21 protein-coding genes are annotated in these 22951 nt (G+C 75.3%); 10 read left to right on the forward strand and 11 right to left on the reverse strand.

The annotated features are described in order from the left end of the window. Positions 1-182: 182 nt before the first annotated feature. Together VER05_RS17420 and VER05_RS17425 are read right to left on the reverse strand one after the other, a co-directional pair. Complete coding sequence (locus VER05_RS17420; RefSeq protein WP_324846580.1) at positions 183-677, reverse strand: NUDIX domain-containing protein; 495 nt, start codon at positions 675-677, stop codon at positions 183-185. A gap of 3 nt (positions 678-680) precedes the next feature. Next, positions 681-1493, reverse strand: a complete 813-nt coding sequence (locus VER05_RS17425) for a DeoR/GlpR family DNA-binding transcription regulator (RefSeq protein WP_324846581.1) — start codon at positions 1491-1493, stop codon at positions 681-683. Between the two features lie 271 nt (positions 1494-1764). On the opposite strand from VER05_RS17425, the gene VER05_RS17430 reads away from it, so the two are divergent. The 7 genes from VER05_RS17430 to VER05_RS17460 all read left to right on the forward strand — a co-directional run bounded on the left by VER05_RS17430 (position 1765) and on the right by VER05_RS17460 (position 9384). Beyond that, the gene (locus VER05_RS17430) at positions 1765-3060 is read left to right on the forward strand and encodes a sugar ABC transporter substrate-binding protein (protein ID WP_324846582.1); all 1296 of its coding nucleotides are present in this window, start codon (positions 1765-1767) and stop codon (positions 3058-3060) included. 78 nt (positions 3061-3138) lie between these two features. Further along, positions 3139-4122: a sugar ABC transporter permease gene (locus VER05_RS17435; protein WP_324846583.1), complete on the forward strand. Its 984-nt coding sequence runs from the start codon at positions 3139-3141 to the stop codon at positions 4120-4122. A gap of 1 nt (position 4123) precedes the next feature. After that, positions 4124-5008 carry a carbohydrate ABC transporter permease gene (locus VER05_RS17440; RefSeq protein WP_324846599.1) on the forward strand — a complete coding sequence of 295 codons (885 nt, stop codon included), beginning with the start codon at positions 4124-4126 and terminating at the stop codon, positions 5006-5008. Positions 5009-5066: 58 nt separating this feature from the next. Then, positions 5067-5933, forward strand: coding sequence for a ketose-bisphosphate aldolase (locus VER05_RS17445; RefSeq protein ID WP_147795023.1), 867 nt, complete (start codon positions 5067-5069; stop codon positions 5931-5933). Between the two features lie 147 nt (positions 5934-6080). Next, entirely contained in the window at positions 6081-7280 is a 1200-nt protein-coding gene (locus VER05_RS17450; protein WP_324846584.1) for an ADP-dependent glucokinase/phosphofructokinase, read from the forward strand. Further along, positions 7277-8305, forward strand: a complete 1029-nt coding sequence (locus VER05_RS17455) for a DUF4432 family protein (protein ID WP_324846585.1) — start codon at positions 7277-7279, stop codon at positions 8303-8305. The genes VER05_RS17450 and VER05_RS17455 overlap by 4 nt, the downstream gene beginning before the upstream one ends. Beyond that, complete coding sequence (locus VER05_RS17460) at positions 8302-9384, forward strand: class I mannose-6-phosphate isomerase (protein ID WP_324846586.1); 1083 nt, start codon at positions 8302-8304, stop codon at positions 9382-9384. Before VER05_RS17455 ends, VER05_RS17460 begins: the two co-directional genes overlap by 4 nt. Before the next feature lie 19 nt (positions 9385-9403). Here the strand turns inward: VER05_RS17460 and VER05_RS17465 are convergent, their stop codons facing one another. From VER05_RS17465 to VER05_RS17480, 4 genes are all read right to left on the reverse strand, one after another. Continuing rightward, positions 9404-10117, reverse strand: coding sequence for a hypothetical protein (locus tag VER05_RS17465; protein WP_324846587.1), 714 nt, complete (start codon positions 10115-10117; stop codon positions 9404-9406). Between the two features lie 44 nt (positions 10118-10161). Next, complete coding sequence (locus VER05_RS17470; protein ID WP_324846588.1) at positions 10162-11016, reverse strand: PhzF family phenazine biosynthesis protein; 855 nt, start codon at positions 11014-11016, stop codon at positions 10162-10164. Between the two features lie 46 nt (positions 11017-11062). Further along, on the reverse strand, positions 11063-11923 hold the full coding sequence (locus tag VER05_RS17475) for an LppM family (lipo)protein (protein WP_324846589.1): 861 nt from the start codon (positions 11921-11923) through the stop codon (positions 11063-11065). Between the two features lie 98 nt (positions 11924-12021). Further along, complete coding sequence (locus VER05_RS17480) at positions 12022-12843, reverse strand: alpha/beta hydrolase (protein ID WP_324846590.1); 822 nt, start codon at positions 12841-12843, stop codon at positions 12022-12024. Positions 12844-13003: 160 nt separating this feature from the next. Here VER05_RS17480 and VER05_RS17485 point away from each other — a divergent pair, with 160 nt between their 5' ends. Together VER05_RS17485 and VER05_RS17490 are read left to right on the forward strand one after the other, a co-directional pair. Continuing rightward, on the forward strand, positions 13004-15337 hold the full coding sequence (locus VER05_RS17485; RefSeq protein ID WP_324846591.1) for an ATP-binding protein: 2334 nt from the start codon (positions 13004-13006) through the stop codon (positions 15335-15337). Between the two features lie 10 nt (positions 15338-15347). Next, entirely contained in the window at positions 15348-16340 is a 993-nt protein-coding gene (locus VER05_RS17490; RefSeq protein ID WP_324846592.1) for a Gfo/Idh/MocA family oxidoreductase, read from the forward strand. Positions 16341-16354: 14 nt separating this feature from the next. On the opposite strand, the gene VER05_RS17495 is transcribed toward VER05_RS17490, so the two are convergent. Together VER05_RS17495 and VER05_RS17500 are read right to left on the reverse strand one after the other, a co-directional pair. Then, positions 16355-16969: a DUF664 domain-containing protein gene (locus VER05_RS17495; protein WP_324846593.1), complete on the reverse strand. Its 615-nt coding sequence runs from the start codon at positions 16967-16969 to the stop codon at positions 16355-16357. A gap of 60 nt (positions 16970-17029) precedes the next feature. Then, positions 17030-18298 (reverse strand): APC family permease, encoded by a 1269-nt coding sequence (locus VER05_RS17500; protein ID WP_324846594.1) that lies wholly within the window; start codon positions 18296-18298, stop codon positions 17030-17032. A gap of 155 nt (positions 18299-18453) precedes the next feature. Here VER05_RS17500 and VER05_RS17505 point away from each other — a divergent pair, with 155 nt between their 5' ends. After that, complete coding sequence (locus VER05_RS17505) at positions 18454-18942, forward strand: nucleotidyltransferase domain-containing protein (RefSeq protein ID WP_324846595.1); 489 nt, start codon at positions 18454-18456, stop codon at positions 18940-18942. Between the two features lie 90 nt (positions 18943-19032). Here VER05_RS17505 and VER05_RS17510 read toward each other — a convergent pair whose 3' ends face one another. From VER05_RS17510 to VER05_RS17520, 3 genes are all read right to left on the reverse strand, one after another. Next, positions 19033-20328, reverse strand: a complete 1296-nt coding sequence (locus tag VER05_RS17510) for an MFS transporter (RefSeq protein WP_324846596.1) — start codon at positions 20326-20328, stop codon at positions 19033-19035. A gap of 223 nt (positions 20329-20551) precedes the next feature. Continuing rightward, a complete protein-coding gene (locus VER05_RS17515) occupies positions 20552-21475 on the reverse strand; it encodes a cation transporter (RefSeq protein WP_324846597.1) in 924 nt (307 codons plus the stop codon). A gap of 33 nt (positions 21476-21508) precedes the next feature. Continuing rightward, on the reverse strand, positions 21509-22888 hold the full coding sequence (locus VER05_RS17520; RefSeq protein ID WP_324846598.1) for a UTP--glucose-1-phosphate uridylyltransferase: 1380 nt from the start codon (positions 22886-22888) through the stop codon (positions 21509-21511). Positions 22889-22951: the final 63 nt, after the last annotated feature.

Below are 22951 nucleotides of genomic sequence, written 5' to 3' on the forward strand. Positions count from 1 at the left end.
TCCGGGTGTTCCTGCAGGTCAGATGCCATGAAACGACCCTACCGACGCCCACCCACACGACCCGGGCGACGAGCCCCGGCCTGGGGACGGAGCACGACAACCCGCCTGTGGAGGACTCGGCACCCCCACCACGAGCCGCACCCGAGCACACCGCCGCCCCTCGCCCTGGTCGGCCGCCGGCGTCAGCCGGCCGCGAGGTGCGCGAGCAGCCGGTCCAGGAACTCCGCCTGGGCCACCACGACCAGGTCGCGGGCCTCCGCCACCGGCACCCAGCGCAGCTCGTCGAGCTCCGGGAACGTCACCGTCCGCCCGCTGCGCGGCGGCCAGTCGACCGTCACCTCGCTCACCGGCCCGCGCGGGGCGTCGAGGTCCAGGTCGGCGGCCCGCGCCCACACCCGGACCACCTTGCCCGCGCGCTGGCGGACCTCGCCGAGGTCGACGTCCTGCCCGTCCGGCGCAGGGACGCCCACCTCCTCGGCGAACTCGCGCAGCGCGGTGGCGTGCGGGTCCTCGCCGGGCAGCGGCTCACCCTTGGGGACGGTCCACGCGTGCGGCTTCCGCGCCCAGAAGGGCCCGCCCATGTGCCCGACGAGGACCTCGGGCGCGCCGACAGCCCCGGACCCCGGCCGGTGCAGCAGCAGGCCCGCGCTCGTGCGGGCAGCGGCGGCGGCGGCCACCGCTCAGGACTCCGGGAGCAGGACCTCGACGCCGGCCGCGTCCAGCGCGGCGCGCAGGTCGGCGGGCGGCGGGGCGTCGGTCACGAGGTAGTCCGCCCGGCCGAGCTCGGCGATCTGCGCGAACAGCCGCCGGCTGAACTTGGACGAGTCGGCGAGCACGGCGACCCGGTCGGCGCGGTCCATCATGTCGCCCATCATCGAGGCCTCGACCAGGTTGCTCGTCGAGTAGCCGACGTCGGCGGAGACGGCGCCGACGCCGATCAGCGCGAGGTCGCACCGGATGTCGACCTCGGGCTGGTGCGTCCACGCGGGCAGCCGCACCGGGCCGAGCGTCGCCTGGTCGGTGATCCGCACGCTGCCCCCGAAGACGTAGAGGTCGCGGTAGGCGGACGGGGCGAGCTCGGTGGCGCCGCGGAGGCTGTTGGTGGCCACGGTCAGGTCGCGCCGCTCGCCGAGCGCGCGGATCAGGGCGAGCGTGGTGGTGCCGGCGTTGACGATGATCGCCTGCCCGTCCCGCACCAGCGCGGCCGCGCGGCCACCGATCCGCTCCTTGGCCTGCGTCTGCATCCGCATCCGCACGTCGAGCTCGGTGTTGGGCCGGGGCGCGGTGCTGAGGCCGACCGCCCCGCCGTGGGTGCGGACGAGCACGCCGTCGGCGTCGAGCTGGTCGAGGTCGCGGCGGATGGTGTCCGCGGACACGTCGAACCGGTCGGCGAGCTGCGCGACGGTGACCTCCCCGGTCTCGGTCACGTACGCGGCGAGCTCGGCCTTGCGCCCTGCCGGGAGGCGGCGCGGTGCGGTGTCGGAGGACGACATGCAGAAACTTCTAGCACAAAACCGCGTGCTCTCGCAGGAAGTCGCGGAAACCTACCGCACGGTCACGCAGCACGTCGTCGGCGCTGCTTCCGGCCGCTTTGCCCCACGATCGCCCGGTATGGCCGCCGCGTCCGGCGGACGGTGCCGCCAGGTCTCGGTGCGATAACGCGCGTGGACGATCCCTTGACGGCCGCAGAGACCCGCACTACCGTGCTCAAACACGCAGAGAAGCGCACTCAGCCGCACAAAGCGGCATCCCGGAGGGAGAGTCATGAGCAACGGAGCTCGGATGCGGTACCTCAGTGCCGCGGCCATCGCCGGGGCCTCGGCCCTGGTCCTGACCGCGTGCGGCAGCGGCGGCGACGCGGCGGTCGGTGGCGGGTCGGACGGCGGTGACGTCACGCTCGAGTTCGCCCAGTGGTGGGAGCCCGAGCTGCCCGACGGCGCGTTCCGCGAGCTGATGGACAAGTTCGAGGACGAGAACCCCGGCATCACCGTCGAGCTGCTGAGCGGCCCGTACGCGTCGACCAAGGAGCAGGTCCTCGCCGGCGCGGCTGCCGGCACGATGTCGGACGTGGTCGGCCTGGACGGCGCCTGGGTCAACGACTTCGCCAAGCAGGGCGCGATCGCCGACCTGTCCGCCCTCATGGCGGACGACGGGTTCGACGACAGCCAGCTGGTCAGCCAGGTCCAGGTCGACGGGTCGACCTACATGATCCCGGTCGTGAACTTCGTGTACCCAATGTTCACCAACGACGACCTGCTGGCGCAGGCGGGCGTGGACGCGCCGCCGAGCACGCGCACCGAGTTCCAGGACGCCGCCGAGGGCGTCACCGCCCTGGGCGACAACACGTACGGCTGGGTGCTGCCGCTGTCGCTCGAGGCGCCGAACGGCGTGCAGAACGACGTCATGTCGTGGGTGTGGGCGTCCGGCGGCTCGATGCTCGACGACGGCCAGCCGGCGCTGACCGACAACCCGGACGTGGAGAGCGGCGTGCAGTTCGTCGCCGACCTGTGGGACGCGGGCGTCGTCGCGCCGGGCTCCTTCACGATGAAGGAGCAGGACAAGGTCGAGGAGTTCACCAACGGCCGGGTCGGCATGATGATCGACTCCCTGGCGCACGTGACCACGATCCAGGAGGCCAACCCCGACCTGCAGTTCTCGATCTCCGCCATCCCGGCCGAGGACGGGTACACGGGCGAGCGCGGCATCCCCTACGCCTCGTGGGGCATCGGCGTCGCGGAGAACTCGGAGCACAAGGCCGAGGCGATGAAGCTGGTCGAGTTCCTCATGAGCGAGGAGACCAACGCCGAGCTGTCGTCGATCGCGAACGCGTTCCCCGGCAACACGGAGTCGGTGCCGGACTTCGTCGAGGACAACGAGCTGTTCGCGACGGCGTTCGAGATCTACCAGGACGGCTACCCGGCGAACGAGTTCACGGGCCTGCCCGTCGCCGAGGAGCTGATGCGGCAGCTCGGTGAGCAGCTGCAGAAGACCCTCAACGGCGACCAGAGCGTCGACGACGCGCTCACCGCTGCGCAGGAGCAGTGGGAGAGCGAGTTCTGACCGACCCCTCCAGCGACCGCGCCGGGCGGGCATCCCTGAACCCGCCCGGCGTGGTCCCCCGGTCAAGGAGGACCGAGAGTGTTCACCTCGCACGTCGAGCGGCCCGTGGTCGCTCCCACCGCCGGCGGCTCGCCGGGCCCGGACCGCGCGGCCCCGGCCGAGCAGCCGCCCGCCCGCTCCGGCTGGGAGCGGCTGAAGCGCCGGCTCACGCCCTACGGGTTCCTGACGCCGACCGGCGTCCTCACGGCGATCCTCATGCTCACGCCGATCGTCATGGTGATCTGGTACTCGCTGCTGGACGGCGTGATCACCACAAAGAACTCGGCGTTCGTCGGGTTCGCGAACTACGCCGAGGTGCTCACCGACCCGGTGTTCTACACCGCGGTCCGCAACACGCTCGTGTTCACCGTGTCCAGCGTGGTGGCGCACTTCGCGATCGGCCTCGGCTTCGCGATGCTGCTCAACACCCCGCTGCTGAGCCACCGCACCAAGGCGTTCTTCCGCGTGATCTACGTGCTGCCGTGGCTGTTCACGGTGGCGATCATCGCGGTGCTGTGGCGGCTGCTGCTCAACCCGAACGGCGTCGTCAACTACCTGCTCGGCTCGCTCGGGCTCACCGGCGGCCAGCCCGAGTGGCTGGCGGACCCGAGCACCGCGCTCGCCGCGGTGACGTTCATCAACATCTGGTCCGGCTACCCGTTCTTCATGATCAGCCTGCTGGCCGGCCTGCAGGGCATCCCCAAGGACCTGTACGAGGCCGCCCGGGTGGACGGGGCCACGCCGCTGCAGCAGTTCCGGAACGTCACCCTCCCGCAGCTGCGCCCGATCATCATCTCGATGGCGCTGCTGGACTTCATCTGGACCACGCAGCAGTTCGCGCTGATCTGGATGACCACCGGCGGCGGCCCGATCAACGCGACCGAGATGCTCAGCACCTTCACGTACAAGCTCGCGTTCAGCCGCTACGAGTTCTCGGTGGCGTCCGCGTCCGCGGTGGTCGTGCTGCTGCTGTCGATGGTCCTCGCATTCTTCTACGTCCGGCACCAGAAGGCGCGTGACTGACATGGCGACCCTGACCCCGACCCCCGTGCGCGCCGGCTCCCCGGAGCTGCGCCGCCCGCCCGCCAAGACCGGCCAGAAGGCGCTCGTGCTGGTCGCGCTGACGCTCGGCGCGCTGTTCGCCGGCCTGCCGGTGCTGTGGATGCTGTCGAGCTCGTTCAAGGCGAACCCGGAGATCTTCGCGTCGCCGCCGCGGCTGATCACCGAGGGGTTCTCCTTCGACGCGTACACGTCGATCCTCACCGACCCGGTGAAGCTCCGGTTCTTCGGGAACTCGTACCTGGTCGCCGGCGCGGTCACGCTGCTGACGCTGCTGGTGGCGGTGCTCGCCGCGTACGCGTTCAGCCGCTACGAGTTCCGCGGCAAGAAGGTCATCAACGTCGTGATCGTCAGCGTGCAGGCGGTCCCGCCGATCACGCTGCTGATCCCGTACTTCGGCCTCGTGGTGGCGCTCAGGCTCTACAACACCTACCCCGGCCTGATCCTCACGTACATGGTGTTCACGCTGCCCTACGCCATCATCATGATGACCGGGTACTTCAACACCCTGCCGCGGGAGCTGGACGAGGCCGTCAAGGTCGACGGCGCCGGGCCGCTCACCGCCCTGTGGCGCATTCTCGTCCCCATCTCGGTTCCCGGACTGGTCTCGGTCGGGATCTACACCTTCATGATCGCGTGGAACGAGTTCCTGTTCGCGCTGACGCTCACCCGCACCGAGGACATGCGGACCGTCCCGATCGGCATCCAGCTGCTCATGGGCCAGCACTCGTACAACTGGAACGAGATGATGGCGATGAGCATTCTCGGGTGCATTCCTGTCCTCGTTCTCTTCCTGTTCTTCCAGCGGTACTTCATCGGTGGGATGACCGCAGGGGCGGTCAAGGTCTGACGACCTCGGCCACGGCACGGCAACGACGCACGACCCGACACGAAAGAGGAGTCACCCCATGTTGATGAACGGCGCGGACCTGCTGGCCGTCGCGAACGAGCACAGCTTCGCGGTGCCGGCGTTCAACATCAGCGACTACGCGATGTTCAACGGCATCGTCGACGTCTCGGAGCAGCGGCGGGCGCCGCTGATCGTCGCGATCCACCCCGACGAGGTCAGCCACATCGGCCACGACGTCCTGCCCGCGCTTATCCAGCGCGCGCACAAGGCGACGGTGCCCGTGACGATCCACTGGGACCACGGCGGCACCTACGAGCAGATGCTCCGGGCGTTCCAGATCGGGTTCACCTCGGTGATGATCGACGGCTCGATGCTCCCGTACGAGGAGAACGTCGCGCTCACCGCCAAGGTCGTCGAGGCCGCGCACGCCGTGGGCGTCTCGGTCGAGGGCGAGCTCGGCACGATCGGCAAGCTCGACGAGCAGGCCGAGGCGGGCGTCGCGGTGTCGGACATCATCTACACCGACCCGGACCAGGCCGTCGACTTCGTCCGGCGGACCGGCGTCGACAGCCTCGCGGTCGCGATCGGCACGGCGCACGGGCTGTACCCGAAGGGCCTCACCCCGGAGCTCAAGCTCGACCTGCTGACCGAGATCAAGTCCCGGCTGCCCATCCCGCTCGTGCTGCACGGCGGGTCGGGCAACCCGGACGACGAGATCGGCCGCGCGGTGAAGCTCGGCGTGAACAAGATCAACATCTCGAGCGACATCAAGGTCGCGTACCACGACCGGATGCGCGAGGTCCTCGCCGACCTCACCCTCCGCGAGCCGAACACGATCCAGCCGCCGGCGATCGAGGCGATGAACGCCGTCGCGGCGCAGAAGATCGAGCTGTTCGACGCCGCGGGCAAGGCCGACCTGTACTGAGGTCGGCGCCACCCACGCCCCGGTCCGGGTCGGCACACCCCGGCCCGGACCGGGCTGCACCACCACCGGCGCCGGCCGGCACCGCAGCACCGCAGCACCGCAGCACCGCAGCACCGCACAACCGCACGGACCGCGAAGGAGCGGCAGATGGGCACGCGCTACGTCCTCGGGCTCGGGGGGACCGTCGACTACGAGATCGACTGGGACCCCGGGACGCTGACCCGGCTGGCGGCCGAGTGGGGCCTGCGGCCCGACGAGCTCGACGCCGGGGTGCCGATCCTCAGCGAGCGCGACCTGCTGCGCTCGCTGCTCGGGTTCGTCCGGGACGGCGTGGGCGGCGAGCGGTTCGTGGCGTCCTCGGAGATCGTCGAGGCGTTCGCCCGCCGGTTCGAGCGCCGCGTGACCCTGGGCGGCACCTGCGTGCGCGCCGCCATCGCGATGGACCGGGTGCGCGACCTGCCCGCCCTGGTGCACCTGGTCAGCATCGACGACGACGTCCGGCGGCTGCTGCCGGCGTCCACGACCTACCTGTGCTCGGCGGACCGGGACACCACCGACCCGCACCTGATCGTGCAGTACCCCGCGGCGTCGCCCGTGCGGGTGGCCGGCGAGGACGTGGTCGCCGCGCACCCGAACCGGCTGATCTACGTCAACGACCCGCCGAACCTCGAGCTCGTGCTGCACCCGGGCCTGGCCGACGCGGTGGCCGCGGCGGACGTGACGCTGGTGTCGGGGTTCAACGTCATCCAGGACCGCGCGCTGCTGGCGGACCGGCTCGCGACCGTCGCCGCGGCGCTGGACGGCCGGGCGCCCGGGTCGTTCGCCTACTTCGAGGACGCCGGCTACCACGTGCCCGCGCTGCGGGCCGACGTGCGCGACGCCCTCGCCGCCCGGGTCGACGCCTGGGCGATGAACGAGGACGAGCTGCAGGCCTGGATCGGCCGGTCCGTCGACCTGCTGGACGCGGCGGACGTCGTGAAGGCGCTCGTCGACCTGCGGGCCGCGGTGCCCGCGCGCACCCTCGTCGTGCACACGAAGTACTGGGCCCTGGCGGCCGGGCCGGGTGCCGACGACCTGCGCGCGGCGCTGCGCGGCGGCATCACGATGGCGAGCACCCGGTACCTGCACGGCGACGACTTCACCGTCGACGACTACGCGGCGACGGCCGCGCGCGAGCCGGGCCCGCTCGGCGCCCGGTTCGCGGCGGAGGTCGAGGCCGTGGCCGGCGCAGCGGCCGGGGAGCTGGCCTGCGAGCCCGCGTACGCGCTCGACGTGCCGCGGCCCACGACGATCGGGCTGGGCGACACGTTCGTGGGCGGGTTCCTCGCGGCCCTGGCGACCCGGTGACGGGCGTCCCAGGCGCCGGGGCGCTGCTCGCGGACGGGTTCGTCGCGCTGCCCGAGGCCGTGGCCCAGGTCGAGGAGGTCACCCGCGCGGCCGGCGGCGAGCGGCTGCTGCTCGTCCGGCTCGCGGGCGGGCTCGCGTTCGACGTGCGGCCCGACCGTGGCCTCGACCTCGGGCCGGCGTGGTGGGGCGGGGTGCCGGTGGCCTGGCGGTCGCCGCACCGCGCCGACCCCGGCCCGGGCGCCGGCTGGGAGGAGCGGTTCCTCGGCGGGCTGGTCGTGACCTGCGGCCCGGAGAACATCGGCCCGCCGACCGCGACCGCCGGCCAGCACGGCAGCCACCACCTGACGCCCGCGACCGAGGTGCGCTGGTGGCGCGAGGTGACGGCCGCGGGGGTCGAGGTGCACGTCCGCGGCGTCGTCGGGTACTCCACGCTGTACGGCACGCGGGTCGTCGTCGAGCGGGAGGTCGTCGCCGGCACCGACCGCCCGCGCGTCGAGATCCGCGACGTCGTGCGCAACGAGGGGGACGACCCGGTCGGGGTGCCGCTGCTCTACCACGTGAACCTCGGGGCGCCGCTGCTGGCGCCGGGCGCGCGGCTGCGGGTCGACGCCGGCCGCACCGCGACGCGGGACCCGCTGCCGCCGGGGCGCGACCCGCTCGTGCTGCCGCCGCCGTCCCCCGGAGCCGAGGCCGTCGTCGCCGAGCACCGGGACCTGGTGGCCGACGGCGACGGGCAGGCGCGCGCGGTGCTGCCCGGGGCCGCCGCGACGGTGGCCGTCGACTGGACGGCGGGCACGTTGCCCCGGCTGTGCACCTGGGCGTGGCCCGCGCGCGGGGCGTGGGTGCTGGGCGTCGAGCCGACCAACGCGCCGCTGTTCGGCGCGGAGCGCGACGGGCCGCACGCGGGGGCGCCGGTGCTGGCGCCGGGCGCGTCGTGGCGGACCGGGGTGGCGGTCGAGGTGCTGCCGGGGGCGGGCAGCGCGCCGGCCGCCGGGGACGACGAGGACGAGGAGGGCACGGCGTGACGACGGAGCGGACGACGACGGGGGCTGCCGCGGGCGCGGCCGGCGGCGCGGGGGCGGACCCGACGCCGTCCGGCCCGGTGCTGCTGCCGGCCAACCAGCCCGCCGACCGGTTCTACGCGGGCGGCGCCCGGATCGCGGAGTTCCGCGGCCCCGGCGGGTCGCCCGCGGGCGGCGACCACGTCCCGGAGGACTGGGTCGGCTCCGCCACGACACTGTTCGGCGAGCACGCGCTCGGCCTGACCCGGCGGCCCGGCGGCGGGACGCTCGCCGACGCCGTCGCGGCCGACCCGGCGGCCTGGCTGGGCCCGGAGCGCGCGGCCGCGCACGGCGCCGACGTCGGCCTGCTGGTGAAGCTGCTGGACGCGGGCGAGCGGCTGCCGGTGCACGCGCACCCCGACGTCCCGTTCGCCGCGCGGCACCTGGGCCTCGCCCACGGCAAGACGGAGGCGTGGGTGGCGCTGACCGCTGCGCCCGTGCACCTGGGCTTCCGGCGCGACGTCGGCGCCGCGGAGCTGCGCCGGTGGGTCGACGCGCAGGACTCCGCCGCGATGCTCGACGCCATGCACGTGCTCGACCTGTCGCCGGGAGACGCGGTCCTGGTCCCGGCCGGGCTGCCGCACGCTATCGGCGCGGGGGCGTTCGTCGTCGAGCTCCAGGAGCCGACCGACCTGTCGATCCTGGTCGAGTGGGCGGGGTTCGCGATCGACGGGGCCGCGGCGGGGCACCTCGGGCTCGGGTTCGACGCGGCGCTCGCGGCCGTCGACCGCCGGGGCTGGTCGGCGTCCGAGATCGACGCGCTGCGCGGCGCCCGGGCCGCCGACGACGGCGACCTGCTCCCGGACGCCGCGCCGTTCTTCCGGGTCGAGCGGTGGCGCGGCGCGGGGGAGTGGGACGCGGGGTTCGCGGTCGCGGTGGTCGTCGAGGGCGCGGGCGCTCTCGTGCAGCCGGACGGCGCGCGCACCGAGGTGCGCCGGGGGTCGACGGTGCTCGTGCCGTGGTCGGCGGGCGCGCTGCGGCTGGAACCGGGACCGGGCGCCGCGCTCGAGGTGCTGCGGTGCCGGCCGCCCGCGGTCGGCTAGCGGGGGTGGGGTCCCGGCCTCAGCAGCCGGCCTCGTCGTACGCGCAGAGCAGGCCCCAGGCCTCCTGCGCGCGCTCGGTCACCGACGCGCGCACCGTCGCGATCGTGCCCTCGCCGCCCTCGAACCCGACGAGCGTGATCGCCGGCCCGCGCCGGGTGAGGCCCAGGTAGCTGCCGACCGCGTCGTCGATCGAGCCCTCCGCGGACGCGCCTTCGTCGTCGGTGGCCAGCCCCACGCCCTGCGCGCCGACCTCGAGCTGCTCGACCGCGTAGGTGGTCGCGGTGTCGGAGGCGTACCGGGTGCAGGCCGCCAGGGCGGCGGTCAGCCGGTCCGCCTCGGCCACCGCGGCGTCGGCGTCCGGGAGCAGCACGACCTGGTGCACGCCGACCGGCGACTCCGCCTCGCCCGAGCCCTGCGCGACCGTGCGCATGGCGACAGCCTCCGTCGGCGTGCCCGCGTCGCACGACTCGGGCAGCCGCCACGCGACGACGCCCGCCGACTCCTCGCGCGGACCCTCCGGGCCGGTGCCCTGCCAGGACGTCTCGGGGAGCATGACCTCCGGCGGGACGTCGGTGGCCACGGGCGTGCTGCCGGTGGGGGCCGGGTCGGACGCCGTCGGCCGGGGCTCCGCGGCCGCCGTGCTCGGGTCCTGCGTGGTCGGTCCCGCCGAGGTGCAGCCCGCGAGGGCGAGGGAGCACGCGGCGACGGTCAGGGTCCGCGTGGAGGTCCGCATGCCGTCCAGCCAAGCAGCGATGCCGCAGGCCCGCGCGCCGGGGCTCAGGCGCGGACGGTGCCCTCGATGCACGTCACGGTGTCGCCGCCGACCCAGACGGTGCCGTCCGCGTCCCGCTCGACGTGAACCCGCCCCGCCCGGCCGAGCGCGGTGCCCTGCGCCGCGACGTACCGCTCCGGGGCGCGGCCCGAGCCGATGAGCCACTGGCCGATCGAGGCGTTGAGGCTCCCCGTGACCGGGTCCTCGGTCAGGCCCATCCCCGGCGCGAAGCCGCGCACCTCGAACGCCGTCCCGCCGCCGTCCGGGTGCGGCCCGACCACGCCGACGTCGATGCCCTCGATCGCGGCCCAGTCCGGGCGCAGGCTCAGCACGCGCTCCGCCGAGTCGAGGAGCAGCACGTGCCACCGCGGCCCGTTGTCGAGCAGCCGGTGGTCGACCACCGCCTCCGCGGGCAGGGCGAGGGCGTCGAGCACCCGGTCGAGGGTGGCCGCGTCGACCGGGGCGTCCTCGCGGGGCTCGGGCGCGGCGAACTGCAGGCCGTGCGCACCCCGACGCAGGACGACCGGACCCACGCCGCACTCCTGGACGACCGTGCCGCCGCGCGCCGGCCGGCCACCCGCGGCCAGCCACGCGTGGCACGACCCGAGCGTGGGGTGGCCGGCGAACGGCAGCTCGCCACCGGGCGTGAAGATGCGCAGCCGGTAGTCCGCGGCGGCCGGGTCGGTCGGGCGGAGCAGGAACGTCGTCTCGGACAGGTTGGTCCACCGCGCGAACGCCGCCATCTGCGCGTCGGTCAGGCCGTCGGCGTCGTGCACCACCGCGACGGGGTTGCCGCGGTAGGGCTCCGCGGTGAAGACGTCGACCTGGGAGAACGGGCGCGAGGCGGGGGCGTCGGGCATGGGACCACGGTAGGGCGGGGCGGGACCTCCTGGTCGCCCCGGCGCCTCAGCCCCCGTACGGCGGCAGCCCGGGCGGCGGCTGCCGCGGCACGGCGCCCGGCGGCACGCCCGGCGCGGGGTCCGGCGTCCAGGCCAGCTGCGTGCGCGGCGCGCCCTCGGTCGGCCACGCGGCGGGCGCGGTCGCGGGGACCGGGCCGCCCGGCCCGGCGGGCGGGTACCAGCCGGGACCCGCGAGCGCGGCGGCCGACCGGCGTCGGCGGCGCCGCGCCAGCAGCACCACGAGCACCACGACGCCCGCGAGGAGCAGCAGCCCCGCCCCGCCCACGAGGGCGAGCCCGGGCCACGGGCTCCCGGCCTCCGAGGCGACGGCGTGCAGCACGATGTCCCGCGTGCCGTCGCTGCTCCAGGACACGGTGCGGGGGTCGGCCGGGTCGACCCGGCCGTTGGTCTCCCCGACCGCGCCGGGGAAGGTGAACGCGATCCGGATGTCGGCCTGCACGGACATCCCGAGGTCGGACCCGCCTGCCGGCGCCGGCAGGGTCCCGTCGAGCGTGTACTGCCCGTCGGCGTGCGCCAGCGTCGTGTCCACACCGTTGAACATCGCGAACGGCACCGCGTCGAAGACGTACCGGCGGCCGACGGCGTCCTCGTCCTGGTAGGGCTCCTCACGCACCGGGACACCGCTCTCGTCGAGCAGCCCCCCGGCGTCGTCCGTCCCGGCGTCGAGCAGGTCGTCCACGTCCTGCCCGGTCGCCTCGAGCACCTCGCGGTCGACCGCGACCACCCACGACCCCGACACGGTGTCGTCCGCGCCGACCTCGACCCGCATGTCGAACCGGACGCAGCCGGACAGGGTGGCGACCGCGAGCAGGGCGACGGCGAGCGCGCGGACGGAGCGGGTCGTCATGGCTGAGCCATCGGCCGGTCCCGGGGACCCCTTGACGGGCGTCGCCCGATCGGCGCACCGCGGGTGCGCGGACCGGGCGACGCCCGCGGGCCGGCGCGTCAGTCGGCGATGAACGCCAGGACGTCCTTGATCAGGGCCTCCTGGTAGGCGCCCGAGATGCCGTGCGGGGCGCCCGGGTAGACCTTGAGCGTGCCGAGCTTGACCAGGTCGATCGACTTGTACGCCGCCGCGGCGATCGGGACGATCTGGTCGTCGTCGCCGTGCGCGATGAGGATCGGCACGTCCAGCGCCTTGAGGTCCTCCGTGAAGTCGGTCTCGGAGAAGACCTGCACGCAGTCGTAGGCGGCCTGGAGCTCGGCCAGCATGCTCTGCCGCCAGAAGTCGTCGCGCAGGCCCTGGCTGATGGTCGAGCCCTCGCGGTTCGCGCCGTAGAACGCCTCGGAGAGGTCCTGGTAGAACTGCGAGCGGTCGCGCAGGACGCCCTCGCGGATGCCGTCGAACGCCTCGATCGGGGTGCCCTCGGGGTTCGTGTCGGACTTCAGCATGACCGGCGGGACCGCGCCCGCGGTGACGACCTTGGTCACGCGGCCCTTGCCGTGCTGCGCGGCGTAGCGGACGACCTCGCCGCCGCCGGTGGAGTGGCCGACGACCGTGAGGTCGGTGAGGTCGAGCTGCTCGACCAGCGACGCGAGGTCGCGGGCGTATGTGTCCATGTCGTTGCCGCCGCTGGTGCGGGACGAGCGGCCGTGGCCGCGACGGTCGTGCGCGATGGCGCGGTAGCCGGCGTCGTGCAGGACCTTGAGCTCGTAGGCCCAGGCCTCGGAGCTCAGCGGCCAGCCGTGGCTCAGCAGGACGGGCTTCCCCTGGCCGTAGTCCTGGTAGAAGATCTCGGCGCCGTCGGGCGTGCTGACGTAGGGCATGGTTCCTCCTCGGTCGGGGTCCGGACCGACCTGCCGCGGGGCACTTGCCCGGGGCGTCCGTCCCCGGTCACGATTGGACCGCGCAGCGCCGCGCGCGGACCAGGAAGAAGTCCGGCAGAACTCGGGGGAGTCCGCCGGCCGGGGGCAGAGGCGGGCGAGGGTGGACGACGACCTGGGAGCGCTCCTGCGCCGGCACCGGCAGGACGCGGACCTGACGATCGAGGACCTGGCCGGTGCCTCCGGGGTGAGCGACCGGGGGATCGGCGACATCGAGCGCGGCGTCAGCCGCGGGCCGCAGCACCGGACCGTGGAGGCGCTCGCGGACGCGCTGCGGCTGCGGCCGGACGACCGGGCGGTCCTGCTGCGCCTCGCCCGGGAGGGGCGGCGGCGTCCGGCGGGCGCCGTCCCGCACGCCCTGCCGCTCCCGCGCCGGGTGCCCGACTTCACGGGCCGCGCCGCCGAGCGGGCCGCGCTGGGCCGGGTGCTGCGGGGCGAGGGCGCGGTCGCGCGCGGCGAGCACGCACCCGACCCCACCCCGCCCGTCGCCGTCGTCACCGGGCCGCCGGGCTTCGGCAAGACGACCCTGGCGGCGCAGGTGGCGCGCGACCTGGGCGAGCACTTCCCCGAGCGGCTGTTCCTGGACCTGCGCGGCGTCGACCACGAGCCCGTGACGCCGGACGCCGCGGTGCGCCGGGTCGCGGAGGCGCTCGCGTCCGGGACCGTCCCGCCCGACCCCGGCGCGGCGAGCGCGCACGTGCGCGGCCTGCTCGCGGAGCGGCGGGTGCTGCTCGTCCTGGACAACGCGGCGTCCGAGGACCAGGTCCGGCCGCTCGTCCCGGCCGACGGCCCGTCCGCCGTCCTGGTCACCAGCAGACGCGCGCTGGCGGGCCTCGACGGCGTGCAGCAGCGCACGGTCCTCGGCCGGCTCGCCCCGGGCGACTCGGTCGGGCTGCTGGACGCGATCCTGCCCGGGCGCGGGTCGGCGGAGGACCTCGCCCGGCTCGCCCGGCTGTGCGACGACGTCCCGCTCGCCCTCCGGATCGCCGGCAACCGGCTCGCGGCGCGCGCCGGCTGGTCGATCGACGGGCTCGTGCGCCGGATGGCCGCGGACGAGCGGCGGCTGGACGCGCTGGCCGCGGGCGACCTCCGGGTGCGCGCGGCGTTCACCTCGTCCTACGAGCAGCTCGGCCCGGGCGCGCAGCGGCTGTTCCGGCGGCTCGCGCTCGTGGACGCGCCGACCGCCGGCGCCGGCCTGGCCGCCGCGCTGGTGGACGAGTCCGTCTGGCGCACCGAGGACCTGCTCGACGAGCTGGTCGACCTGAGCCTGGTGCAGCACCTGCCCGGCGACCGCTACGGGCTGCACGACCTGCTGCGGCTGTACGCGCGGTCCGAGCTGGAGCACCAGGAGGACGCCGCGGCGCACGCCGCCGCCCGCGCCGCCGCCGACGACTGGCTGCTCCGGACGACGGTGCGCGCCGGCTACCGGTTCGAGCCGGACCACGCCCACGAGGGGGCCGCGCCGGGGGAGCGCGACGTCGACCTGCCCGACCAGGAGGCGGCGCAGGCGTGGCTGCGGGCCGAGGCGCCGAGCTGGCTCGCCGCCCTCCGCCGCGCGGCCGCCGCCGGCGACCACGCGCGGGTGGCGGAGGTGGCCGACGCGCTGCACTGGTTCTCCGACCTCTGGGCGACCTGGGACCGCTGGGCCGAGGTGTTCGACCTGTCGGCCGACGCGGCGGCCGCGCTGGGCGACGACCGGCTGATCGCGGTGCACGAGGGCTACCGCGCCTGGGCGCAGTCGATCTGCCGCGGCGACCTGGACCGGGCGCGCGCCGCGGCCGACCGGGCCCTCGCCGCCGCCCGCCGGTGCGGCGACACCACCCAGGAGGGCTGGGCGCTCAGCTACCGGTCGTGGATCGCCTCCCAGGCGGGTGACCTGGCGGCCGCCGAGCAGGACGCGAGCGCGGCGGTCGACTGCATGCTGGCGGCCGGCGACCAGGAGGGCGCGCCGCAGGCGATGCTGTCGCTCGCGAAGGCCCGGCAGCGCCTCGGGCGGCTCGACGAGGCCGCGGAGACGGTGCGCGCGACGATCGCCCGGGTGGCGGACCCGCGCACCCGCCCGCGGGCGCAGGTCGCGCCGTTCACCGAGGCCAACGCGCACGTCTACCTCGCGGCGATCCTGGTCGAGGCGGAGCGGTGGGACGAGGCGCGCGCGGTCGCGTCGGAGGCGCTGCGGCTCGCGGCTCCGCTCGGCGTGCCGCGGATCGTGGCCACGGCGCACCTGGCGCGGGGGCGCGCCCACGCCGCGCTCGGCAACACCGACGCGGCGGTGGTCGACATCGAGATCGCGGTCGCCGAGCGGCGCGAGCTCGGGATCGACGCGCCCCTGGCCGCGGCGCTCGCGGCGCTCGAGCAGGTGCGCGCGGCGGCGGTCGGGGTGCCGCCCGCGGCCGCCGGCGTGCCGGCCCGCGAGCCGGAGCCGGTCGTCGCGGGCTAGGGTGCGGGGCATGTCGACGGTGCGTCTCGGGGTCCTCGGTGCTGCTCGCATCCTGCACGACGCGGTGGCCGTGCCCGCCGCGTCCGTCCCGGAGGTCGAGGTGACGGCGATCGCCGCCCGCGACCGGTCCCGGGCGCAGGAGACGGCGGAGGCCGAGGGCATCCCGCGGGTCCTCGACGACTACGACGCGCTGCTCGCGGACCCGGAGGTCGACGCGGTGTACGTGCCGACCCCGGCCGCGCTGCACGGGGTGTGGGTGCTGCGCGCGATCGCCGCGGGCAAGCACGTGCTGTGCGAGAAGCCGTTCACGGCGAACGCCGCCGAGGCCGAGGACGTCGAGGCGGCGGCCGCCGGGACGGGACTGGTCGTGATGGAGGCCTTCCACTCGCAGCACCACCCGTCGTGGGCGCGGCTGCGCGAGCTGCTCGCCGAGGGCGCGATCGGCGAGGTGACGTCCGCGGAGGCGGACTTCTGCGTCGAGATCGCCGACCGCGGCGACATCCGGTGGCAGGAGTCGATGGGCGGCGGCGCGCTGATGGACCTCGGCGTCTACCCGCTGCGGTTCCTCACCCACGTGCTGGGCGCTCCGACGGTGCGGTCCGCCGAGGCGGTGGAGGTCGACGGGGTCGACGCGTCGATCGTCGTGCACCTGGACCTGCCGGGCGGGGTCGACGGGACCGTGCGGGCGAGCATGGTGGCGTCGGAGGACCAGAGCGTCCGGGCCCGCATCGTCGGGACGACCGGGACGATCACCGTCCACAGCCCGTACGGGCCGCAGAACGGCGGGCGCATCGTGGTCGAGCACGCCGACGGCCGGGTCGTGGAGGAGCCGGTCGACCCCACCGCGTCGTACGTGTGGATGCTGCGCTCGTTCGCGGACGCGGTGCTGCGGGGCGGGGACCCGGTGTCGGGGACCGCGCAGGCCGTGGCGGCGATGCGGCTGGTGGACGACGCCTACCGCGCGGCGGGCATGGCGCCGCGGGAGCCGGCGCCGCTGGGCTGATCCGTCCGGCCGCGCTACCCCCGGCGCTCCGGCAGCGGGTACAGCGGGGGCGCCGCGGGCGGGTCCTCGCCGACGAGGCCGTCGACCGCCTCGCGGTACAGGTCGGCGTGCCCGACGTGCCGCGCGTACTCCTCGATCAGGTCGACCAGCACCCGGCGCACGTTCGGATGGGCGTCGGGGTCGTCCGCGTACGCGATCGGCCGGTCGAGCCCGCCGTCCGCGACCGTGTCCGCCAGCGACGCGCGGGCGCGCAGCACTGCGTCGCGCCACAGGGCGTAGAGGTGCTCGGGCTCGTCGTCGGCCGCCGACGTCCACGGCCAGTCGGGGGTGGCGTCCCAGTCGACGCCCTCCCACGGGTCGCCCGGGCGCAGCCCGTTCACCCGGGTGCACAGGTGGAACACCTCGACGAACGCCAGGTGCTTCACCAGGCCGCCGAGGGTGATCGCCGACGGGCCGAGCGTGGCGGACAGCGCCGCTCGGTCGAGGCCGCCGACCTTCCAGGCGAACGTCGCGCGCTGCCGCTCGAGCGACCCCACGAGGGACGCCAGCTCGTCCCCGGCGACCGGCGGACCCCACCAGCCGAGCGCGTCGTCCCCGCCGTCCCGGTCCTGCGCGACGTCGTCGGACATGGTGCCTCCCTCTCCGGAGCCACCGGCGGGGCCGCGGGTGGTCCGCCGGTGCGCCGCACGCTACGCCGGGCCACCCACACGCCGCCGGGCGACCCCGACCACGACCGCGCGCCAGGCGACGCCCGCCGCGACGACCGCCGCCCCGCCGACCACCGACGCCGCCGGCAGGGTCGCGGCGAGCGCGACGCAGCCGAGCGCACCGAGCACCTGGAGCGCGCGCGGGAACCGGCGGTGCGCGCGGTCCTGGGTCCAGGCCGCGACGTTGGCGACGAGGTAGTAGAGCAGCACGCCGAACGACGAGAACCCGATCGCCCCGCGCAGGTCGACGGTGAGCACCAGCCCGACGACCACCACGGCGAGCGCGACCTCGGCGCGGTGCGGCACCCGGTACCGCTCGTGCACCGCCGCGAGCGGCCGCGGGAGGTCGCCCTCGCGGGCCATCGCGAGCGTCGTGCGGCTCACCCCGGCGACCAGGGCGAGCAGCGCGCCGAGCGAGGCGGCGGCGGCGCCGACGCGGACGACGGCGCCGACCCAGGGCCGGCCGGTCGCGGCGGCCGCGTCGGCGAGCGGCGCGGTGCCGGCGGCCAGCGCCTCCGGGCCGAGGACCGCCAGGAGCGTCACCGCCACCGCGGCGTAGACGAGCACGGCGAGGCCGAGGGCCAGCTGGATCGCGCGCGGGATCGTCCGGGCCGGGTCGCGCACCTCCTCGCCCATCGTGGCGATCCGGGCGTACCCGGCGAACGCGAAGAACAGCAGCCCCGCCGACCCGAGCACGCCGGACCACGTCGCGTCGGCGCCGACCGCGACCCGCGCCCACGACGGGTCGCCGGCGGCCAGCCCCGCGAGGACGACGGTGGCGAGGGCGCCGAGGGCGATCGCCACCACCACGCGGGTCAGCCGCGCGGTGCGCGTGATCCCGCGCAGGTTCACCGCCGTGAGCGCGACGACCGCGCCGGCGGCGACCGGCCGCTGCCAGGCGGCCGGCACCGCGTAGGCGGCGAAGGTCAGCGCCATCGCCGCGCAGCTCGCCGTCTTCCCGACGACGAAGCACCAGCCCGCGAGGAAGCCCCACCAGGGGCCCAGCCGTTCGCGCCCGTAGACGTAGGTCCCGCCCGACGCCGGGTACTGCGCCGCCAGCTGCGCGGACGACGTCGCGTTGGCGTAGGCCACGACGGCGGCGAGCGCGAGGCCGACGAGCAGCGCGGAGCCGGCGGCCTGCGCCGCGGGCGCGAAGGCGGCGAACACCCCGGCGCCGACCATCGACCCGAGGCCGATGACGACGGCGTCGCCCAGCCCGAGGCGCCGGACCAGCCCGGTGCTGCCGCTCATCCCGTCGTCCTCCCGGCGTCGCCGTCGTCGCGGCGCGTGCCCGGCCGTCGCGGCCAGTGTGGCCGACCGAGGTGTCCGGGCGGTGTACGGCGTGGTCGCCGACCCGCGGCGCTGGCAGAGTGGACCGCACGGCGACCCGGGGGAGGTGGTGCCCGGTGGACGCCTCCGAGGTGCACCGCGTCCTGGACGCGCTCGCCGGCGCCGGGTGCCGGGTCTGGGTGGCCGGCGGCTGGGGGGTCGACGCGCTCGCGGGGCGGCAGACCCGCCCGCACCGGGACCTGGACCTCGCGCTCGACGCGACCGGCGAGGCCGCCGCGCTCGGGGCGCTGACCGCGCACGGCTACGCCGTGGAGACCGACTGGCGGCCCGTGCGCGTCGAGCTGGCCGCCCCCGGCGCGCGCTGGGTCGACCTGCACCCGGTCGTCTTCGACGCCGCGGGGCGCGGGACGCAGGCGGGCCTCGACGGGACGACGTTCGCCTACCCGGTCGGGTGCCTCGTGACCGGGACGATCGGCGGGCGCGAGGTGGGGTGCCTGTCGGTGGCGCAGCAGGTCGCGTTCCACACCGGCTACCCGCCGCGGGACGTGGACCTGGCCGACCTCGCGCTCCTGCGCCGCCTGGCGGCGGGCGGACCGGCGACCTGAGCGCGCCCCCGTGACGAGGGCCCCGGGTCGGACGTGGTGTCCGGCCCGGGGCCTCGTGCGGGAGTGCGAGCGGCGTGCGGCCGCGTCGGGTCAGCGGACCGAGCGGATCCGCGTGATGAAGAACGCGCCGAGCAGCGCCGCGACGATCGACACCGGGAACACCAGCCCGTAGCCGCCGGTCGCGACGACCAGGGCCGACGTGATGAGGGGGCCGACGGTCTGGCCGGCGGTGGTCGACAGGTTGAGGATGCCGAGGTCCTTGCCGGCCTCCTCCTCGTTCGGCAGCACGTCGACGTTCAGCGCCTGGTCGACCGAGGTGTAGACGCCGTAGCCGAGGCCGGCGATGCCGGCGAACAGGAACATGCCGGCGGGGGTCGGCCAGACCCACGGCATCGCGATACCGACGGCGAACAGCACGCTCGAGAGCACCACGGGCAGCTTGCGGCGGCCGATCAGGTCGGAGATCGGGCCGGCGGCCACGGAGCCCACCAGCGACACGACGAGCGTGATGACGGCCATCGTCGCGATCGTGGCCGCGGACTCCGCGGTGGTCTGCCCGACGTGGTCCTGCACGATGTAGAGCTGGTACGCCATGATCATCTGGTACGAGACGAGCATGAACAGGCGGCCCGCGAACGCCAGGTAGAAGTCGGGCGCCTTGCGCGGCGGCCGGAACGACTTGAGCAGCTCGCCGAGGCCGGCGGCGGCCGGGGGCAGGTCCACGGCCGACTTCTCGCGCGGCCAGACCACGAGCGCGATGACCGCGGAGACCGCCATCAGGGCGCCGCCGAGGACGAAGCCCGGCAGCGAGTTCGTGATGAACGCGGCGCCGACCAGCGAGCCGATCGGGGCGCCGCCGGCCAGGCCGCCGCCGTAGAACGCGGACATGGTGCCGCGGACCTTGCCGGGCACGCGGTCCGCGAGGACGGCGACCGCGGGGGCCAGCATCATGTTCAGGCCGACCATGCTGATGCAGTACGAGAGCGTGATGAGGCCGGGGCTGGTCAGGACGCCGATCGCGAACAGCGAGACGCCGCCGAGGACGCCGCCCGCGAGGATCCACGGGGTGCGGCGCCCGAACCGGCCGCGGGTCCGGTCGGAGAGGTTGCCGAAGACCAGGTTCGACACCAGCGAGACGATCGCGGTGATCGCGCTGATGGACCCGAGCAGGGTCTCGGGGGAGTCGACGCCGATGTCGCGCAGGCGCTGGGGGAGCAGCACCGCGGCGACGATCTGCAGGCCGACGATCCAGAGCAGGCCGTACGCGAAGAACCCGGCGCCGAAGCGCAGCGTGCGGGCCCGGGTGAACGGGGCACCCGTGTCGGGGGCGAGGTCGTCCCGCGTCGAGGGGGCGCCCTCGGGGGCGACGGTTGCCTGCGCGTCCATGCGAACCTTCTTCGGCGTCATGGGAGTCGGACGGCTCCACGTTGAGACGTCGTGGGCCGGCCGACGCCGGCGCCACCACTACCTACCGCTTGGTAGGTACCGGAGAAATTACGACCGGGTGGTCGGGATGTCAACTCCGTCGACGCGGCCTGCGGCGACGCAGGGCGCCGGGGTCGTGGCCGGGCCGAGAGCCGCGGGATCGCGCGGCGCAGAGCGGCCGGGCCTACGCAGCGAGCCCGGGATCGGCCGTGAGCTCGACGGTCGCCCAGACGTCGAGCGGGAGGTCGCGCAGCCGGCCGACGACCGCGCGGCGCACGTCGTCCTCGGCGTCCACGTCCCAGCGGCGCGGCTCGACCACGAAGTCGACCTCGACGTAGAGCCGGCGGCCGAGCTTGGTCGCCCGGACCAGCGGCTCGGGCAGGTCGAAGGCGGCGCGCGCGGCGTCGACCGCCGCGCGGACGGCCGCGTCGACCTCGGGCGGCGGGGCGCCCTCCAGCAGCTCGTGCATGCCGTCGTGCAGCAGTCGCACCGGGAGCCGGGCGACGAGCAGCACGACGAGCAGCAGCAGCACGGGGTCGACGTAGCCGGCCGCGGTGTCCCGGCCGTCGGCGGCCAGCAGAGCCGCCGCGACGCCGCCGAGCCCCACCGCCAGGCTGATCGCCGCGCCGGCCCACCAGGACACGACCTCGGCGTCGACGAGCGCGGAGCCGCCCGACCGCCGGCGCAGCCGCCACGCGACGAGCGCGCTCAGCGCGGCCGAGGCGCCGCCGTAGACCAGCATCGTCGTGGGGTCCGCGTCCGAGCCGCCCGCGAGCAGCGTGCCGAGGGCGTCCGCGGCGCCGTACAGCAGCGTGGCGATCAGGGCCGCGCCCTGCACGACCACGGCCAGCGGTGTCGCGGCGTGCCGCCCGAACGGGTACCGACCGCTCGGTCGGGAGGCCGCCGCGCGGGATGCCAGCGCGGACACCCCCACGAGGGCGATGCCGGCCAGCGTGTACAGGCCGTCGAACAGGACGACGGCCGACCGCGAGGCGAGGCCCGCGACCACCGCGGCGGTGCCGAGCACCGCCGCGGCGACCGCGGACTCCAGGAGGGCGGACCGCTCGCGGCGCGCGTCGGCCCGGTCGGTCGGCGCGACGTCGGCCACGGTCGGCCCCCCTCGGGCGTGCGGTGCGGCGGGTCAGCCGCCGATCGTGCTGCCGGCGGCGACGGTGCCCGGCGCGCCGTCCGCCTCGACGACGGCCGCGCCGGTCGCGACGACGCCCGGCTCGAAGGTCCAGTCGCCCTGCACGGTGAACGAGGACGCGCCGCGCAGCGACGGGGCCGCGGGGAACCGCTGCTCGAACTTCCCCACGGTCTTGTAGACCTTCGGGTCCAGGTCGACCAGCGGCGCCTTCTCGACCGCGAGCCGCAGCGTCGAGTCCTCGCCGAGGTCGTAGGCGTCGGACCTGATCAGCAGCAGGTCGTTGGTCGTCTTGACGGGGAGGAACCGCTCGCGGCCCACGGCGATGGCCGTCGCGCCCTCGAACACCTCGATGGCCGCGCCCATCGCCGTCTCGATCTGGAACACCTCGGGCGACGACGAGTCGGTCGGGTCGACGGTCTTCACGTTGCGGATCAGCGGCAGGCCGAGCACCGCGCCCCGGGCCTCGAGCGCCGCGGCGATCTGCTCCAGGTCGAACCACAGGTTGTTCGTGTGGAAGTACGGGTGCCGGTGCTCGTCGGTGAAGTAGTCCATCTCGTCCGCGGGCGTCTGGGCGGTGTCCCGCAGGATCAGCCGGCCGTCGGACTTCCGGACGGCGAGGTGGCCGCCCTTGCGGTCGGCGGCGGTGCGGCGGCACAGCTCCGCGGCGTACGGCGCGCCCGAGGCCGCGAACCAGCCGGCGATCGTCGGGTTCGGCGCCGCGCCCAGGTTGTCGGAGTTCGACACGGACGCGTACCGGAAGCCCGCGTCGAGCAGCTGCTGCAGCACGCCGGACGCGAGCAGCGCCGTGTACAGGTCGCCGTGGCCCGGCGGGCACCACTCCAGCGACGGGTCGGCCTCCCAGGTCACCGGGGTCAGGTCGTCCGTGCGGAGCTTCGGCTCCTGGTTCTGTAGGAAGTCCAGCGGCAGGCCGTCGACGGCCAGGCCCTCGTGCCGGGCGAGCGCGGCGAGCGAGTCCTCCTGGGTGCGGAACGAGTTCATGAGGATGAGGGGCAGGCGGGCGCCGGTCGCCGACCGCGCGTGCTGCACCTGCTCGACGATGAGGTCGAGGAACGACTTGCCGTCGCGCACCGGCAGCAGCGACTTGGCCTTGTCCATGCCCATCGAGGTGCCGAGCCCGCCGTTGAGCTTGATGATCGCCGTCCTGGCGAACGCCTCGCGCGCCGCCTCGGGGTCGATGTCGACGTCCGCGAGCTGCGGGGGGTCGAGCAGGGGGTCGATGGTGCCCTCGGGGATGAGGCCCGTGGCCCCCGCCTCGAGCTCCCGGTAGTAGTGGGTGAAGACGTCGATGGCGGTCGGGGCCACCCCGGCCGCCGCCATCTTGTCCTGGGCCTGCCGCAGTCCGGTGTCGCTCATGGGGTCGATCCTAGGAACACCGGGTGAGAGGTGGCCACATGCCGAGGTCCCGGCGCGCGGCGC

It is taken from the genome of Cellulomonas sp. (assembly GCF_035634735.1).
GTDB lineage: Bacteria > Actinomycetota > Actinomycetes > Actinomycetales > Cellulomonadaceae > Cellulomonas.

Coding starts and splice junctions, on each gene's coding strand:
- VER05_RS17425 (WP_324846581.1), bottom strand. CDS start 1,493: ATGTCGTCCTCCGACACCGCACCGCGCCGCCTCCCGGCAGGGCGCAAG.
- VER05_RS17430 (WP_324846582.1), top strand. CDS start 1,765: ATGAGCAACGGAGCTCGGATGCGGTACCTCAGTGCCGCGGCCATCGCC.
- VER05_RS17440 (WP_324846599.1), top strand. CDS start 4,124: ATGGCGACCCTGACCCCGACCCCCGTGCGCGCCGGCTCCCCGGAGCTG.
- VER05_RS17445 (WP_147795023.1), top strand. CDS start 5,067: ATGTTGATGAACGGCGCGGACCTGCTGGCCGTCGCGAACGAGCACAGC.
- VER05_RS17450 (WP_324846584.1), top strand. CDS start 6,081: ATGGGCACGCGCTACGTCCTCGGGCTCGGGGGGACCGTCGACTACGAG.
- VER05_RS17465 (WP_324846587.1), bottom strand. CDS start 10,117: ATGCGGACCTCCACGCGGACCCTGACCGTCGCCGCGTGCTCCCTCGCC.
- VER05_RS17470 (WP_324846588.1), bottom strand. CDS start 11,016: ATGCCCGACGCCCCCGCCTCGCGCCCGTTCTCCCAGGTCGACGTCTTC.
- VER05_RS17475 (WP_324846589.1), bottom strand. CDS start 11,923: ATGACGACCCGCTCCGTCCGCGCGCTCGCCGTCGCCCTGCTCGCGGTC.
- VER05_RS17480 (WP_324846590.1), bottom strand. CDS start 12,843: ATGCCCTACGTCAGCACGCCCGACGGCGCCGAGATCTTCTACCAGGAC.
- VER05_RS17490 (WP_324846592.1), top strand. CDS start 15,348: ATGTCGACGGTGCGTCTCGGGGTCCTCGGTGCTGCTCGCATCCTGCAC.
- VER05_RS17495 (WP_324846593.1), bottom strand. CDS start 16,969: ATGTCCGACGACGTCGCGCAGGACCGGGACGGCGGGGACGACGCGCTC.
- VER05_RS17500 (WP_324846594.1), bottom strand. CDS start 18,298: ATGAGCGGCAGCACCGGGCTGGTCCGGCGCCTCGGGCTGGGCGACGCC.
- VER05_RS17510 (WP_324846596.1), bottom strand. CDS start 20,328: ATGGACGCGCAGGCAACCGTCGCCCCCGAGGGCGCCCCCTCGACGCGG.
- VER05_RS17520 (WP_324846598.1), bottom strand. CDS start 22,888: ATGAGCGACACCGGACTGCGGCAGGCCCAGGACAAGATGGCGGCGGCC.